This window comes from Flavobacterium poyangense (assembly GCF_011751075.1).
In the GTDB taxonomy this organism is placed as follows: Bacteria; Bacteroidota; Bacteroidia; order Flavobacteriales; family Flavobacteriaceae; genus Flavobacterium; species Flavobacterium poyangense.
In genome coordinates, this window is the sequence record NZ_JAALLN010000001.1 from 101524 (window position 1) to 119726 (window position 18203).

General features: G+C 35.3%; 10 protein-coding genes. All 10 read right to left on the reverse strand.

Features of this window, described 5'->3' with window-relative positions:
• Window positions 1-60: 60 nt before the first annotated feature.
• Entirely contained in the window at window positions 61-3033 is a 2973-nt protein-coding gene (secDF, locus tag G3A47_RS00415) for a protein translocase subunit SecDF (RefSeq protein ID WP_166919364.1), read from the reverse strand.
• A gap of 227 nt (window positions 3034-3260) precedes the next feature.
• Window positions 3261-4196 carry a malate dehydrogenase gene (gene mdh / locus G3A47_RS00420; RefSeq protein ID WP_166919366.1) on the reverse strand — a complete coding sequence of 312 codons (936 nt, stop codon included), beginning with the start codon at window positions 4194-4196 and terminating at the stop codon, window positions 3261-3263.
• 111 nt (window positions 4197-4307) lie between these two features.
• Window positions 4308-6248: a DNA topoisomerase (ATP-hydrolyzing) subunit B gene (gyrB, locus tag G3A47_RS00425; RefSeq protein ID WP_166919368.1), complete on the reverse strand. Its 1941-nt coding sequence runs from the start codon at window positions 6246-6248 to the stop codon at window positions 4308-4310.
• Between the two features lie 314 nt (window positions 6249-6562).
• On the reverse strand, window positions 6563-9295 hold the full coding sequence (locus tag G3A47_RS00430; RefSeq protein WP_166919370.1) for a M16 family metallopeptidase: 2733 nt from the start codon (window positions 9293-9295) through the stop codon (window positions 6563-6565).
• Window positions 9296-9498: 203 nt separating this feature from the next.
• Entirely contained in the window at window positions 9499-11115 is a 1617-nt protein-coding gene (asnB, locus tag G3A47_RS00435) for an asparagine synthase B (protein ID WP_166919372.1), read from the reverse strand.
• 245 nt (window positions 11116-11360) lie between these two features.
• Window positions 11361-13037 (reverse strand): asparagine synthase B, encoded by a 1677-nt coding sequence (asnB, locus tag G3A47_RS00440; protein WP_166919374.1) that lies wholly within the window; start codon window positions 13035-13037, stop codon window positions 11361-11363.
• Window positions 13038-13622: 585 nt separating this feature from the next.
• Window positions 13623-14072, reverse strand: coding sequence for a hypothetical protein (locus G3A47_RS00445; RefSeq protein WP_166919376.1), 450 nt, complete (start codon window positions 14070-14072; stop codon window positions 13623-13625).
• A gap of 96 nt (window positions 14073-14168) precedes the next feature.
• Window positions 14169-14699 (reverse strand): GNAT family N-acetyltransferase, encoded by a 531-nt coding sequence (locus G3A47_RS00450; protein WP_166919378.1) that lies wholly within the window; start codon window positions 14697-14699, stop codon window positions 14169-14171.
• A gap of 657 nt (window positions 14700-15356) precedes the next feature.
• Complete coding sequence (locus G3A47_RS00455; protein WP_166919380.1) at window positions 15357-17111, reverse strand: TonB-dependent receptor; 1755 nt, start codon at window positions 17109-17111, stop codon at window positions 15357-15359.
• 156 nt (window positions 17112-17267) lie between these two features.
• On the reverse strand, window positions 17268-18131 hold the full coding sequence (locus tag G3A47_RS00460) for a PhzF family phenazine biosynthesis protein (protein WP_166919382.1): 864 nt from the start codon (window positions 18129-18131) through the stop codon (window positions 17268-17270).
• Between the last annotated feature and the right edge of the window lie 72 nt (window positions 18132-18203).

An 18203-nucleotide genomic window follows, 5' to 3' on the forward strand; every position in this document is an offset into this window, starting at 1 on the left:
TATAGCACAAAAAAAAGATTCAACTTTCGTTGAATCTTTTTTTTATATAAAACTTGCTAATTAAGCTTGTTTGTGTTTTTCTTCGATATTGTGTTTATCATCTGTAGAAATTGTATCAACCAATACCGGTGTAGCGATAAATAGAGACGAATAAGTTCCTACTACAATACCTACCAACATTGCGAAGATAAATCCTCTAATTGACTCTCCACCAAAAATAAACATCGTTAACAATACAATGATCATCATTAATGACGTATTCAACGTTCTGGACAATGTAGTATTAATAGAAGCGTTTACGATATCTTCGAAACTACCTTTACGGTTTCCGATGATGAACTCTCTAATTCTATCAAATACAATTACAGTATCATTCATTGAGTAACCAATTACAGTAAGAATCGCAGCGATAAAGTGCTGATCCATTTCCATGTGGAATGGCATGAATTTATAACATAAAGAGTAAATACCTAATACAAAGATTACGTCATGCGCAACAGCTGCAATCGCACCTAATGAATATTGCCATTTACGGAACGATACCATTAAGTATAAGAAGATAGCTGCCATAGCACCAAGAACTGCCCAGTACGAGTTAGTTTTGATATCTTCAGAGATAGAAGCTCCAACTTTAGAAGCTTGCAATACTCCCACTCTTTTGCCATCGTAAGTGTTTGTAAATTTATCATAAGAAGTATTAGGATAGTATTTCGCTAATGCTTTGTATAATATTTGGTTCACTTCTTCATCAACTGCTACTCCGTCTTGTTGGATTTTGTATTTCGTTGTGATTTTTAACTGATCCTCGTCACCTAAAATTTTAGCTTCAACCGGAGTTCCGAAAGCAGCAGATAATTCATCAGAAATTACAACAGCATCAACCGGTTTTTCAAACTTAACCTGGAAAGTTCTTCCTCCAACAAAATCAACACCTTCATCTAATCCGTTAACGAAAAAGATAGAAACCAAACTTACTACAACAACAATTGAAGAGAAGATGTAAGTGAATTTTTTGATTTTAATAAAATCATAGTGGAAATTAGTAAACCAGTTTTTAGTAATAGCAGTAGAGAAAGTTAAATCTGCTTTTCCTGCAATATTTCTGTCGATAAAGATTCTTGCGATAAAAATTGACGTAAACATAGATGTTACGATACCAATAAGCAATGTTAAAGCAAAACCTTTAATTGGTCCTGTTCCAAAAATAAACAAGATCGCTCCCGTTAATACGTGTGTTACGTTTGCATCAATGATAGAACGCATTGCACCATGCCATCCGTAAGAAGCAAGCACTGCTTCTGACAATGATTTACCTTCACGTAATTCTTCTTTTGCTCTTTCATAGATAATAATGTTCGCATCTACAGCCGTACCCAATGTTAATACGATACCTGCAATACCTGGTAATGTTAATACAAAACCAAAACTTGCCATAATTCCAAATAAGAAAAGTAAGTTTAATAATAAGGCAAGATTAGCATACCAACCTGCTTTACCATAATAGAACACCATCCACAAACAAACTAATAAAAATCCTAATACAGCAGAAATTGTTCCTGCATCAATTGCAGCCTGACCTAAAGATGGTCCCACAACAGTTGATTGAATAATATCTGCAGAAGCCGGTAATTTACCTGCATTTAATACGTTTGCTAAATCTTTAGTTTCAGCTACATCAAAAGAACCAGTAATTTCAGATCTTCCTCCTGCAATTGGACCACTAGTAACACCAGGTGCAGAATACACGATGTTATCTAAAACAATAGCGATATAACTTTTTTGAGCAAAAGCTCTACCTGTTAACTCTTCCCAAACTTTAGCACCTTGGCTGTTCATTTGCATAGAAACAGCTGGTTTACCCATTTGGTCAAATGTATCTTTTGCATCTGTAACAAGACCACCGTTCATAGCTGGTACATTGTCTCTGTTTCCTTTTAAAGCGTATAATTCAACTACTTCAATATCTTTTGCTTTTGCATCTTTTATTGTAGTTGGTTTACTCCATACAAATTTTGCATAGTGTTGGTCAGCAGCCAATAAAATTCTGATTTCAGGTCTTTTAAAATAAGCATTGATAACTGCTGTATCTTTTGGAGCAAAATAACCTAAAACCGGTCCACCACCCTGACCAAGAATTTTGTCAAATAATGGGTTGTTTCCTTTTTTAGCTTCTGTTGAATCTTTTGTATCAGTTAATAAAGCATTCAATGAATCTTTAGCAACTGTTTTAGTTTCTGTTTTTTTGATTTCAGTCTTTTTTAAAGCTTCGTTAGTCGCTACTAAAAAGTTTCCGATTTCTTCAATCTTATAAGTTTCCCAAAACTCTAATTGAGCTTTTCCACCTAATAATTTTTTAATTCTGTCTACATCTTTAGCACCCGGAAGCTCTACTAAGATTCTTCCTGTAGCACCTAATTTTTGAATATTTGGTTGTGTAACACCAAATTTATCGATACGCTCTCTCAATACTTTATAAGCACTTTCGATAGACTCATCTACTTTTTTTCTAATTACTTTCTGCGCTTGAGCATCAGTCATTTCAAAAGCAATTCCGCCTTCACCTTGCAAGTTTCTGTTAGCAAAGATTTCAGGAGAAGCTAATTTTGTTTTTCCAGCTGAGTTTGCATCAAAAGCCTCAAAAAATTTATCTAAATAACTTTTGTTACCTTCTAAATTTGCAGTCGCATCAGCCAAAGACTTATTAAAAACCGGGTTTTTAGAATTGTTTGCTAATCCTTTTAAAACATCTTTAATAGAAATTTGAAGAATAACGTTGATTCCTCCTTCTAAGTCAAGACCTTTATTGATTTGTTTGTTTTTTACTTCATTATAAGTAAAATCCGTAAATCCAAGATTTAACACTTTTTCTTTACCAATAGAATCTAAGTATTTTAGTTCTTTATCAGGATTATCTCCTGCAAAAGCTTTGGCTTCACTTTTGACATTGCTTGCCACATAAGTGAACGAAAGTTGGTAAATACTTACCAACGCAAATAGAATTGCGAAAAATTTAATAAGTCCTTTATTCTGCATTATTACTAAAAATTAATTATGTTTTACTGTTTGTTTTTGTTCTAAAGTCCTATAGAATAAGCCCTAACATGATTCTTCTACAACTAAAAAATCAGATCACGAATTACAACATTTTTTTTAAACCGAGCAAATATATAATTTACGAAAAGATTAACCAATTTATTTATTAATTAATCTCAAAAAAAAGACTGCAAAAGTGCAGCCTTATCTTTTTTTTATCAAAATCGTTATACTAAAATCGATTTTAGAGCATCGTTCATCCCTCTAACTGCATCTGCACTTTTAGCAAACAAAACCTTTTCCTGGTCGTTTAACTGAATATCCAGAATTTCTTCAACTCCGTTTTTACCAATTATACAAGGTACTCCGATACAAATATCATTTTGCCCATATTCTCCTTCTACAAAAACAGAACAAGCAATCATTTTCTTCTGATCGTTTAGGATACTATCAACAAGATACGCTACAGAAGCTCCCGGCGCATACCAGGCCGAAGTCCCTAAAAGACCTGTAAGAGTTGCTCCTCCTACCATCGTATCTGCTGCTACTTTTTGTAACACTTCTTCTGAAAGAAATTCGCTTACCGGAATTCCGTTGTAAGACGCCAAACGTGTCAACGGAATCATAGTAGTATCACCATGACCACCAATAACCATTGCCGAAATATCGTTTGCCGGTTTATCTAAAGCCAAAGAAAGATACGTTCTGAAACGCGAACTATCTAAAGCTCCACCCATACCTATAATTCTGTTTTTTGGTAATCCGGTAGATTTCAAAGCCAAATAGGTCATTGTATCCATTGGATTCGAAACCACAACAATAATGGTATCCGGCGAATGTTTTAATACATTTTCAGCAACTGTTTTTACAATTCCTGCATTAATACCAATTAATTCTTCGCGGGTCATTCCGGGTTTTCTCGGAATACCGGATGTAATTACTACTACATCACTCCCTGCAGTTTTAGAATAATCATTGGTTACGCCTGAAACTTTGGTATTAAATCCTGTATTTGTAGCACATTGCATGATATCCAACGCTTTCCCTTCGGCAAAACCTTCTTTAATATCCAACAACACTACTTCGCTTGCAATTCCTCTATAAGAAATAACATCTGCACAGGTAGCTCCAACATTTCCTGCTCCTACTATGGTAACTTTCATATTTTATACTTTATCGGTTATTAATTAATTTGTATAGTACTAAATTAACAATTCGTTTAATTGTTTAGCTAAATATAAACAATTAAACGAATTGCTAATTAAACTTTTATTTTAAGCATCAATATTAGCGTAAACTGCATTTTTCTCGATGAACTCTCTACGTGGTGGTACCTCATCTCCCATTAACATAGAGAAAACTCTGTCTGCCTCTGCCAAACTATCAATAGTTACCTGACGTAAAGTTCTGAAATCCGGATCCATGGTTGTTTCCCACAATTGCTCCGCGTTCATCTCTCCAAGACCTTTATAACGTTGAATAGCGGCACTTCCTCCCATTCTCTCGTTGGCCTGATCACGCTGAACATCATTCCAAGCGTATTCTTTTTTATTTCCTTTTTTAACTAAATATAAAGGTGGAGCTGCAATATAAACGTGACCTTCTTCGATCAATTCTTTCATAAAACGGAAGAAGAACGTTAATATTAAGGTAGAAATGTGACTACCATCGACATCCGCATCACACATGATGATTACTTTATGATATCTCAGTTTTTCAAGATTTAATGCTTTACTGTCCTCTGCTGTACCAACGGTAACTCCCAGAGCGGTAAAAATATTACGAATCTCTTCGTTTTCGAATACTTTATGGTGCATCGCTTTCTCCACATTCAGGATCTTACCACGCAATGGCAAAATCGCCTGAAAGTTACGATCACGACCTTGTTTTGCTGTTCCACCAGCCGAATCTCCCTCGACAAGGTAAACCTCACATCTTGCAGGATCCTGCTCGGAGCAATCGGATAATTTACCCGGTAGTCCACCGCCACCCATAACGGTTTTACGTTGTACCATTTCACGTGCTTTTTTAGCAGCGTGACGAGCTTGAGCAGCCAAAATTACTTTCTGAATAATTACTCTTGCATCATTTGGATTTTCTTCCAAATAATTCTCCAGCATTTCTCCAACCGCCTGAGAAACCGGAGAGACCACCTCTCTGTTTCCTAGTTTCGTTTTGGTTTGTCCTTCGAATTGTGGCTCAGCAACTTTTACTGAAATAATAGCTGTTAATCCCTCACGGAAGTCATCTCCCGCAATTTCGAATTTCAATTTATCCAACATTCCGGAAGCATCTGCGTATTTTTTAAGGGTTCTTGTCAAACCACTTCTAAAACCTTGCAGGTGTGTTCCTCCTTCGTGCGTGTTGATATTATTTACGTAAGAAAATATATTCTCTGTGTAACTTGTATTGTAGATTAAGGCAACCTCAACCGGAATTTCGCCTTTATCATGATCCATGCTGATTACATGTGAAACAATTGGCTCACGGTTTCCGTCTAAGTAACGGATATATTCTTTTAACCCTTCTGTAGAATGAAAAACTTCACTTCTAAATTCTCCTTTTTCATCTACTTCTCTTTTGTCTGTAAAAGTGATGGTAATTCCTTTATTAAGAAAAGAAAGCTCACGCATACGAGCCGACAATGTATCATAAGAAAACTCTGTTGTCTGCGTAAAAATAGTATTGTCCGGATAAAAAGTCTGACGTGTACCTCTTTTTTCTGTCTCTCCGATTTGTTTTACCGGATACAAAGATTTTCCTCTTTCATATTCCTGCTCGTAGATTTTTCCTTCTCTAAAAACAGTTGATTTCATATGAACCGAAAGGGCATTTACAACCGAAACCCCTACACCGTGCAAACCTCCTGAAACTTTATACGAATCTTTATCAAATTTACCTCCGGCACCAATTTTTGTCATTACAACCTCAAGTGCAGAAACACCTTCTTTTTTGTGTAAATCGACCGGAATACCACGACCGTTATCTTCAACTGTTACCGAACCGTCTTCATTTATTGCAACACTAATAGCATCACAATGTCCTCCCATCGCCTCATCAATAGAGTTATCAACAACCTCATAAACCAAATGGTGTAGCCCTCGAACTCCTACATCTCCAATATACATCGATGGACGCATTCTTACGTGCTCCATTCCTTCTAATGCCTGAATACTATCTGCTGAATAATTGTTCTTCTTGATTTCTTCGCTCATATAATTTATTCTAAAAAAATGTAATTAGTGTCTAACACGCAAATATATAAAAACGCAAATTATATATCCGTTAAATTCCTATTTAAAGCTTGTAAGTTATCAACACAAATGTCTTAAAAACCAAAAAATAAATTCCAAATTCCAAATATTGCTCCTTTTTTTTTACAAAAAAGCAATCTTTTAAAATCCAAATTCCAATTTTAAAAAAGAAAATCCGAAACTAACATTAAAAATGTCGTTTCGGATTTTCTGAAATTTTATAAATCCTTCCAAAATTTGGAATTTGAAATTTTAAAACTTTGGAATTTAAAAGCCTACTTTTTATTAAAATCCCCTACATAAACAGAAGTCATTTTATCCAGAGTTATATACTTTTTCAAAACACTGTTTACTTCCTGAATTTTTAAAGCTTTTACTTTGCTTTCCAAATCATCATAATCTTCCAATGGGATTCCGTAATTCAGATGTGTATTAACCAGACTCATCAAGGTCTCATCGCTACCTAATCTGGTTTTTCTCTTATTCAGCCAGCTTACCAAATTTGTTTTTAATTCCTCTTCGGTAAATCCGTCTTTTAATGCTTTTGTAATTTCTTCTTTTGTAGCCGCTTCAACTGCCCCTTTTTTAGTTGGGTTTAAAAAAGCGTAATATTCCCAAAAAGCAACATCATTCGTAATTGGCACATTAATAAATGAACCTGCTCCATAACTAATTCCTTCTTTCTCTCTCAATCGCATCGGAATTCTTGCCGTTAAAAAACCACCACTTCCGATGATTTCATTAACCATAATAAAGGCCGGATAATCCGGACTTTTCGTATCCATTTTCAAACTGATTTTTCCTGTTGCCACAGCATTTTCTTTGTCCGGAGTGATATAATCTTTATCTACTTTCTGAGTGTCAAAATAAATTGGTTTAGCAAGCTCGTATTTAGATTTAGAATTCCATTTACCAAACGTATTTTCAAGAATTTCGATGGTAGTCTTAGTATCCAGATCTCCAACAACACAACCTACTCCATTATTTGCTCCTAAAATGTTTTGGTAAAAATCTACTAATTCAGCTTGTTTTATCTTTTTATAAGCATCAATTTGTTCCTGAATTGTCGCAGTGTAGAAAATACTTCCTTTTGGATATTTAGCTGTTAATCTTGAAATTTCAGTAAAAGCTATCGACTGAGGATCATTAAGACTGGATTCTAAGTACGTATTGTACTCCGTGATTGTCTTTGTTAACTCATTTTCAGGGAAAGTAGAATTAACCAACAAATCACCTAAAATATCCATTACAGCTTTAAAATTCTCTTTGTAAGTATTGATACTAATTGTTAAGATTTGTTCTGAGAAACCAAAACTTACACTAGATTTCAATTGATCTAACTGATCCTGAATTTGCTCTTTTGTTCTCGTTTTAGTACCGGTTTTAAGCAATTGAACCAAAATGCCTGCAACATCTGTTTTACCTTCTAAATCCTTCTCGTTACTCACAGAGAATTTAAAGCTCGCCTGAACTTTACCTCCTTTTATTTCCTTTTTAACTAATCCGTATTTGGCACCGTTACTTAGTTTACCTTCAACAAGATTTTGCTTTAAATTTTTTATAGAAGCCTCAAATGGAGCTGCTTCTTTTTCGATAGCTTTTCCTTTGTAATCTTTAGTCAAAGCAACTAATTGCGCCTCGGTGTATTCTACCGCTTTTACTCTTTGCTCGTCTTTAGACGGAATAAATACACCTACTGTTCTGTTGTTACTTCTAAAGTATTTCTCAGCAACTCTTTGTATATCTTCTTTTGTCAGTTTTTCAACAGCATCTCTATAAATAAAACCAAGTCTGTAATCTCCTGCTCCAATAATTTCAGTCAAACCAATCGCAAACGAAATGGTGTTGTTTTTTACACTTTCAATTTGTTTAATCAATTTTGCTTTAGCTCTGTTTACATCTTCATCTGTATATTTTGTTGTCGCAATTTTATCCAGCTCTGTTCTTACGATACCTTCTGTTTCCTTAACATCTTTGTCGTTTGGCACTGCAACTCCAAAATACATAAAACTGGCGTCTTTTACCGTAGGTTGCCAGGTATAGATACTTGAAACTTTATGCGTTTCTACCAAAGATTTATACAAATAACCAGATGGATCTGCCGTTAAGATTTCGCCTAACGCATCAATTGCAGCATAATCCTTGTCAGCATAAGGTGCGGTATGGTACAACGCCCCTACATTTTTACTATCACCCGCTCTTTTTAACTCTACAAATTTCTCTCCGTCCTGAGCCGGTTCAAGTGTGTACGGTGTCTCTAAAACTCTTTTCGGTTTTGGAATAGCTGCAAAATACTGACCTACATACTCTAATGCTTTCTTCTCATCAAACTTCCCGGCAATAACTAAAACGGCATTGTCAGGTTGATAATATTTTTCGTAAAAAACCCTTAATGTTTTTGCTTTTACACGCTCAATATCTTCTTTACTTCCAATAGTACTATTTCCGTAGTTGTGCCATAAATAAGCTGTAGAGAGGATTCTTTCCTGCAAAACACCGTCAGGATTATTTTCTCCGATTTCAAATTCGTTTCTAACAACAGAAAATTCTTTATCTAAATCTGTCTGTAAAATTGTTGAATTAATCATTCTGTCAGCCTCCATTTCGAGACTCCATTTCAGATTGGCATCGTTGGAAGGAAAAACTTCATAATAATTAGTTCGGTCAAACCAGGTCGTTCCGTTTGCATTTCCTCCTTTATCTGAAAGCATTTTTTTTATGTCTCCCAAATTTTTAGTACTCTTAAAAAGCATGTGTTCCAACAAATGCGCCATACCTTTTTCGCCATAACCTTCATTTATAGACCCTACTTTATAAACGATATTCACAATCATATTACTCTGCGAAGCATCCGGAATTAAAAGCACTTTTAACCCGTTATTTAAAGCATATTCCTTTACTCCTTCTACATTCGTAATGTATTTAGGCATTTCTTTTTTTTGAGCGTGAACAGAACTGATTACACCCAATGAGCAACACAAAATTCCTCCAAGTATTAATTTTTTCATATTTTTTATTCAATTATAAAGTAAACCAATCATTTATGACTTTATCAAATATAGCACTTTTCAGATATACAATAAATAATTTAAAATCAGTTTTAATAAAAAATCCGAAACAAACAGTTAAAAATGTTGTCTCGGATTTTCTGAAATTATCGAAATTCAATTAAAATATGAATCGTCTTCTCTATACTTTTAATCTAAAAAAATTATACGGCTGCCCCTGTACCGGATTGCACAACTCCCGCTTTTAGATGAGCAGCATTGGCACGTCCGCTTGGATCTTGATTTTCCTGCCATTTTGGAATCCATTTTCGAACGGTTTGCGCCGCACTGACCTGCGGATAAAATTTATGAAAAATAGATCGGTACAAATAGGCTTCTTTAGTAGTAGGCGAATTATACGAAAATTCTGCGCTTGCTCCTTCCAATTGTTCATCTGAAACCTGAGTCGCACAATATTCGATCAATTCATCAATCCAGTTATACCCCACTCCGTCTGAAAATTGCTCCTTTTGGCGCCATAAAATATCTTCCGGCAAATATGGCGTTTCCGGGGTGTCAAATGCTTTTCTTAAAATGTATTTTTCTACTCCTTCGTATGTTTTAGGCTGTTTTTCTTCCGGTTTGATTAACATCGTAACATCAAGAAAATTTCGATCTAAAAACGGAATTCGCGTTTCCAGACCATTTGCCATTGTAGATTTATCGGCACGCAATAAATCGGCCGTAAACAGCTTTTGTACTCTTTCGATACTTTCTTTTTGAAATTCTTCGGTTGATGGAGCATTTCTAAAATACAAATGTCCTCCAAAGATTTCATCAGCCCCTTCTCCGGAGAGAATTGCTTTTACTCCTTTATCTGCAATAGCTTTAGACAACAAGTACATCGGTACGCTGGCTCTTACAGATATAATATCATATGTTTCGATATGAAAAATTATTTTTTCTAAAAGCTCAATTCCTTCTGCTACTGAAAAATGAACTTCATGATGGTCTGTTCCAAGAAACTCCGCTGCTTTTCTGGCCGCAATAGCATCCGGTGCATTCGCATCCAGAGCAATTGAAAAAGTTTTTAGTTTTTTTCCTTTGTCAGCCTTAAGTCGGGAAGTAATTGCAGCAATCAAAGAAGAATCTAAACCACCCGAAAGCAATGCTCCAATTGGCACTTCGCTCATTAAACGTTTGCTCACGGCTTCGGTAAGACTCTCTCTTATCAAAGACAATTCAAGATCCTGACCTGCTTTTTCATAATCCTCATATTCTGGACGGTAATACTTTACAAAACCTGTTTTTGGAGTATAATAGTGCCCTGGAGGAAAAGTTGAAAACGTCTTACACTGATCTGCAATTGGTTTCATCTCTGAAGAAAAATAAATCCTTCCTCGTTCATCCAGACCATAATATAACGGTTTCACCCCTAATGGGTCTCTACCGGCAATATAATCATCTCCGTCAATAATAACGAACGTCCAATCACCATCTAATTTATTACAAAAATCATATCCAAATTCTTCGTACAGATGCACGATCACTTCTGAATCTGATTTTGTTCTAAAAACATGGTCTTTTAAAACTCCATTTTTTAATTCCTGGTAATTGTAAATTTCACCATCGTGCACCATCCAGGCCTTTTTAGTTCCCTGAATAGGCTGTTTTCCCGAATTAAGATCAATAATCGACAAACTCTCGTGACAAATAATACTACCATTCTCCATGATCTGATATCCTCTCTCATCAGGACCACGGTGCGCCATTCTCTCAGAAAGCGCTCTCACAAATTGCGGGTCTTTTCCTTTACCTATAACGGCTAATATTCCAGACATACCTTCTATTTTTTTATTACTAATTATCCACACAAAAGCAGCTGCAAATCTAACTTCTCACTAATTTTCAAATTCACAAAATGCCACTCTTTGAGGAATGTCAAATATAAAAAAGAAAGTTAAATAAATGCTAATTTTTTTTCTTCAAGTAGCTGAAAATAATGCTCTCTACTATTTTAAACCACGAAAAACGCCCTCATTGCTGAGAACGTTTTTCCGGATACTAATTCCTAAATAATAATCATTTATGCTTTAACATAAGCATCGTCATGAACACTTGCTACAGCTCTTCCGGATGGGTCGTTCATGTTTTTGAAAGCCTCATCCCATTCCAGAGCGATTTTTGTACTACAAGCCACACTTGCTTCCTGAGGCACACATAAAGCTGCTGCATCACTAGGGAAGTGTTCGGCGAAAATAGAACGATAATAATATTCTTCTTTTGAAGTTGGTGTCTGTAACGGGAATTTAAATCTCGCATTTGCCAATTGTTCATCTGAAACTTCTCTGGCTACAACTTCTTTCAAGGTATCAATCCAGCTGTATCCTACTCCATCAGAAAACTGTTCTTTTTGTCTCCATGCTACACTCTCAGGCAACATGTCTTCAAAAGCTTTACGAACCACCCATTTTTCCATCGGATGTTCTTTGTTAATCATTTTATCTTGTGGATTGATGCGCATAGCAACATCCATAAATTCTTTATCTAAGAAAGGTACACGCCCTTCAATTCCCCAGGCTGCTAGACTTTTGTTGGCACGCAAACAATCATACATATGCAGTTTGCCTAATTTACGCACGTTTTCTTCGTGAAACTCTCTTGCATTCGGTGCTTTATGAAAGTACAAATAACCTCCAAATAATTCATCAGCTCCTTCTCCCGACAAGACCATTTTGATTCCCATTGATTTGATAACTCGCGCCATCAACCACATTGGAGTCGATGCTCTTACAGTAGTTACATCATAAGTCTCTAAGTTGTAAATCACATCACGAACCGCATCTAAACCTTCCTGAATGGTAAACTTAATTTCATGGTGAATAGTCCCAATATGATCTGCAACAACTCTCGCAGCCGCTAAATCCGGCGAGCCTTCCAGTCCAACTGAAAAAGAGTGTAATTGAGGATACCAGGCATCTGTAGTATCGTCTGACTCAATACGTTTTTGCGCATATTTTTTAGCTACTGCCGAAGTAATAGAAGAATCTAAACCACCCGAAAGTAAAACTCCGTAAGGAACATCACTCATCAGCTGTCTGTGAACTGCTGCTTCCAGTGCTTTTTTGATTTCAGGAATACTCGTTTCATTGTCTTTTACAGCATCGTATTCTTTCCAGTCTCTTTTGTACCATTGTACAAATTCGCCGTCTTTACTGGTCATATAATGTCCCGGAGGAAACAATTCGATTTTTGTACAGTAGCCTTCTAAAGCTTTCAATTCAGAAGCCACATAAAAAGTTCCGTCCTGATCCCAACCAATATATAATGGAATGATCCCCATATGATCACGGGCAATAAAATACTCGTCTTTATCGACATCATAAATTGCAAATCCGAAGATTCCGTTCATTTCATCAATAAAATGTGGTCCTTTTTTCTGGTAAAGTGCCAGTATAACTTCGCAGTCACTTTCGGTTTGAAAGTCGTATTTTCCCTCAAATTGTTTGCGTAATTCTCTGTGGTTGTAAATTTCGCCGTTTGCTGCCAAAACTAATTTTTTATCCGCTGTAAACAAAGGTTGCTTTCCCGAAGCCGGATCAACAATTGCCAAACGCTCGTGCGATAAAATAGCTTTATCATTGCTATAAATACCACTCCAGTCCGGTCCGCGGTGACGGATAATTTTAGACATTTCTAATACTTGAGGTCTCAAACTCTCTGCTTTTTGTTTCAGATCAAAGGCACATACAATTCCACACATAACTATATCTTTTATTTTATAAATTTTATTTTGATAAAGCAAAGATGCGGTAATGGTTATAATTGAAAAACACAAAAGGTAATTTTAGTTATAATTTAAAACCATAAATCAAATTTTACATATAAAACATAAAATTTAAGCTAAAAAAAAAGCTCTGAACTTAAAAATTGAAATTTTGAACTTCAAAAACCTGTGGAACAGTTGCTAATCTTTGGCGAAATACTGGTGTGATTCCTCGTACCTCGGAATGACAATTGTTGCTTATTATTGGTTAAAAGCGCAGCCTTGTTGCATAAGCCCGCCTCGTCTGTCATTTGAATGACAAAATAAGTACAATATGTCATTTCAACTTTAGGAGAAATCACACAAGTAATTCGACAAAGATTGACGACATTCAGCACGGAGTCTCATGTGCGATTCCTCATTATTCGGAATGACAATTATTGCTTGTTATTGGTTAGAATTACAGAGTTGTTGCATAAGCCCGCCTCCTTTATCATTTCGACGAAGGAGACTCGAGCGATACCCAATAGGCGAATTAAATCATACCGGAAGCACTATGCGGAATACTGCTACTCCACACACTTACTCAATCTCTTCTATTAAATACTTTGTACTATTTATTTCAAATCGAAACCCGACTTTATTACCCATTAAGTGACTTCCTAAAGGAGATTGAGGCGAAAGCGCAATAACATTTATTCTATCAACGGCAATTTTTGGTAATGCTACACTGAGGTATAAATAAATTCCGTTGGCTTTCACCAGGCTTCCTAAAGCAATAGTATCGGCAACTTTTGACGGATCAATTTTGTCTAAAACCGCTTTTTGAGTAATCGCTTCTTTTAACTTATTTGTCAATTTTTCCTGCTCGATGTGCATCATCGATAAGGCCGTTTCGTGTTTATCGCCGGCAGAACCTTTTGCATCGTTTTTAGAATCTTCAGTCAAGGCCGAAATCATGTCTCTGAAAACATCTATTCGGTCCTGAACCATTTGTGCGTAATGAGAATATATTTTTTGTTTGAAAGTCATTTTTTTTAAAGGTGCTTAGGTATTAAGATACTGAGGTGCTAAGATAAAGGTACAAAGGTGAAGAGATACAAAGATTTTCTTTCTTTGTCTCGATTTTTATCCGAAAAAAGCGGTGGGATATACCACTTCTCCGCTGACACCTGATAACCCGTTTGGAGTGAGTGCTATAACCATACAATTTTCAGCCGGAACATCAAATGGCATTTTTATATTGTGTTTTTCACAGCGTTCGTACCCGAATCTTGGATAATAATCTTCATGTCCCAATAAAATTACTGAATTGTATCCTAAGTTTTTTGCTATTTTGTGTCCATATAAAATGAGTTTCGAACCAATTCCTTTTCCGTGAAATTCCGGTAAAACTGAAACGGGAGCCAAAGCCAAAGACTCAAACGACTGGGATTGATTTTTAATCTCAAGTTTAGTAAACAAAATATGTCCGACAATTTTATCTTCAACTTCAGCAACAATAGATAATTCCGGAATAAAAGCTTGAGATTGTCTTAATCTTTCTACCAAAAACTGTTCTTTATGATCACTGTGCGCTTCCTTTTGGAAAGCTTTTTCTATCAATTTAAAAACACTTTCAAAATCGTTCTTGTTTTCTTTTCTTAATTTAATTTCCATATGATAAGATTATAAAAAAAAGCACCTTTATTTAGTAACTGAGTTACTGAGATTCTAAGTTGCTTAGTTTTTTTTTTTTAACCGCTAGGTGCGCAAAGATTTACGCAAAGGTCGCAAATTAATATCTTTTAACTTAAAAAAAACTTAGCCTTGAATTCGGAGACAAAACAAATTTACTCTAAATGATACTGAGTTACCTAGATTCTAAATTGCTTAGTTTTTTTTAACCGCTAAGTGCGCAAAGATTTACGCAAAGGTCGCAAATTAACATCTTTTAACTTAAAAAAAACTTAGCCTTGAATTCGGAGACAAAACAAATTTACTCTAAATGATATTAAGTTACCTAGATTCTAAATTGCTTAGTTTTTTTTAACTACAAAAGTGCGCAAAGATTTACGGAAAAACGAAAAGTCTTTTACACGCAGATTTAGCAGATTTATTCAGATTGTTTTTATCTAAATAACAAAACAAAAAAATCTGCTAAATCTGCGTGTAAAAATTTCACTGCGAACATAGGAGGTCGCAAATTAATATCTTTTAACTTAAAAAAAACTTAGCCTTGAATTCAGCAATAAAATAAATTTATTCTGAATTCAAGGCTAAAAAACCTTTGCGCTCCTTGCGTAAACCTTTGCGTCCTTCGCGGTTAAACCTATTCTAAAAATCGAATTTGTAGTTTCCTCCACCTAAGACCTGAAACCCTTGTACCGGGTAATTCAGCCATCTTTCGTAAGCCTGATTTCCAATATTATTCAATTTTAGGAAGAAAGTCAAACGTTCGCTGAACTTATATCCTACATGCGCATTGGCATCAAAATAGCTTTTTAAAGTTATTGGGGTAGCAAGAGGCGAAATAGTGGTATTCGTCTGCATGTCCTTACGATCGCCTACGTAAAAGATGTTTAAACCTGCATACCATTGTTTTGTAATACTAACATCCAGATTAGAACTCAACTTAATCGTCGGTAAATTCCATGCTTCCAGTTCCCCATCATTTTTATAGCTATTGAAAGTTCCGTTTACGCCAAAACTGACATTCTCAGAGAAATCAGCTTTTAACTCCCCATAAAAACGGAATGTTCTTAAATCCTGATAAACTACACCAAAAGAGTTTCCGTAAGCATAATTTTCATTGGAAATATCTTCTGTATAATCGTGACTTTTAAACAAAGCTCTGTCTTTTTCGTTCAAGTAAGAACCTGTAATATTGTAATTGACATTATTGGCCAGTTTCCCTTTTAATCCTGCAAAAACAGTGTACTGATTGTTTGTTGGTTTCACAGTAAGTGTTGGTGATAAAAACGGATTTTCAGTTACCAGATCAGCGTAAGAATTCTGATTTAAACCACCATTTACTCCCGTATAAAAAATCATTAAATCACCCACTAATTTATAAGAAGCATTTACTTTTGGATAAAAATAAAATTTGTTGCCGCTGTTTTCAGAATCCAAACCATAAAATATTCCGGCTCCTAATTCCAATGTCCAATCATTTTCGAGAATCACAAAACTAGGTTCAATTCCAAAATTGGTCAGACTGTATTTTAAAGATTGTGTATTATCACGCGCATAATTATTTTCAAACGAACCGCTCACATGATCTACAATAACATTGGTATTTATGGACTGATTCATTACCTCAACTTTGAAAGAAGGCTTCACATAAAACCGATTTTCAGAGGACGAAAAACTATCCGAAAAATGAGTAAACTTTGTTTTTATTTTGCTGAAAATACCTTCATTAAATTCAATATTCCCGCCTAACGAAATGGTGTTATAAGAATGATTCGGATTCATTTTATTAATCAAATCAAAACGCTGACCCGGAAGCAATGTCGCACCAAATTCGGCTGGTAAACCATACCAATTGTATATTTGGTTCTGATACCCCAAATCTACAGCCCAGGACATATCACGATTGTTTACGCCATATCCGACATTTAAGGCTGTGTCATAAAACTCATCGTTCAATTCGATACCTTTTATTCCTCCCTGAGAGGAATGGTGACGAAACATTCCGGCAAGATAATCGTTGTTCCCCAAATCGTGTGTCACAAACAATTCGGCATTTAAAGTCCCGTAATTTCCAACTCCAAAAGTGGCATAGTTACTGAACAAACGCTCTTGTTTTGATTTCTCCACCCCTTCTGCTTTTCCTTTTGAAGGCGTAAAAGTCGAAGCCACCGGAACAGACAAAATACTGTATTTAATCGTTTCCTTAGGCTGATTACCTGAATCGTCAAGCAAAGGTGTTTCTTTTACTTTAAAGGCATCTGAAATAGTTGGCGAATACGGTTTTACAACATTTACAGTTTCTGTTCCAATGCTCTCTTCTTTCTTCTGTGAAAAGGAAAACTGAAAAGCAAACAGCAAAGTCAAAATGATGGTTTTATTCTGGAAATTAATTTTCATATTTATTTTTATTTTGTGAAATGTGCTTGGTGAGAAGTGATTTGTGAAATGTAAAAAGTGAAATGTCTTTCTAAAGTCATTTTACAATTTACTATTCATCTTTTACATTTTACTTTTCGCAAATTACATTTTACATTATCCTATTTTTTTTCTATTCTACACTTCCCAATCGCCCTTGGCAATAAACTGGCTCTTCCCTCCAATTTGTATTGTAAAGTTATTGTCTGTTAATTCTCCTTTAAAATAAATCTGTGACGGTCGGTTTATAAAATCTCCCTGATGATTTATCGTTTCAATTTGAGCCGAATGGTATTTTAAAAGAAAAGCCTGTAAACAAGTACTGGCGCTTCCTGTTGCAGCATCCTCAACCAACTGATTGTGTTCTACACATAACATTCTGCTTGTTATTTTTGAGTTTTCCCAAACATAAAAATAAAAAGCCCTGTGATTGGTTTTACAATTCTTTATCAACCATTCGTTCATTTTATCTTTATCTAAAACCAACTTTTCTAAAGCTTCTGCGTTCTTTAACGGAACAATTACAAAAGCACTTCCCGTTGTCACTTCCTGAATTGGATATTGAACATGAAAATCGTCACTTTTCAGATTACTGAAGGATAAAAAATCTTCTTTATCAAAAACACTTAAAAATTCCGGTTGAGCCGCTTTTAGCCAAATCAAATCCTCTGTTTTATGAATCGGGATTTCCCCAATCGGAACCTGAAGCGTAATGGCTTTAGGGGCATTTTGAAACACTTTATGCATCAGCAACCAAGAAGTTCCAATTATAGGATGACCTGCAAACTTCATTTCGTGTGCCGGAGTAAAAATTTTAATTTCAGCCTTATTGTTATCAAAATCAAGCTTTGTAATAAAAGTACTTTCAGCAAAATTTATCTCTTTAGCTATTTTTTGCATTTCTTCGGAACTAAGGTTTCCTGCTTCTAAAAATACCGCCAATTGATTACCGGCATATTTCTTTTCAGCAAAAACATCAAGGATATAAAAAGGTAGAGTCATATGTGTAAGATGTATTTCGTAAAATGTGAAATGTGTCTTGAGATGAAAACCATTTTACATCTCACATTTTAC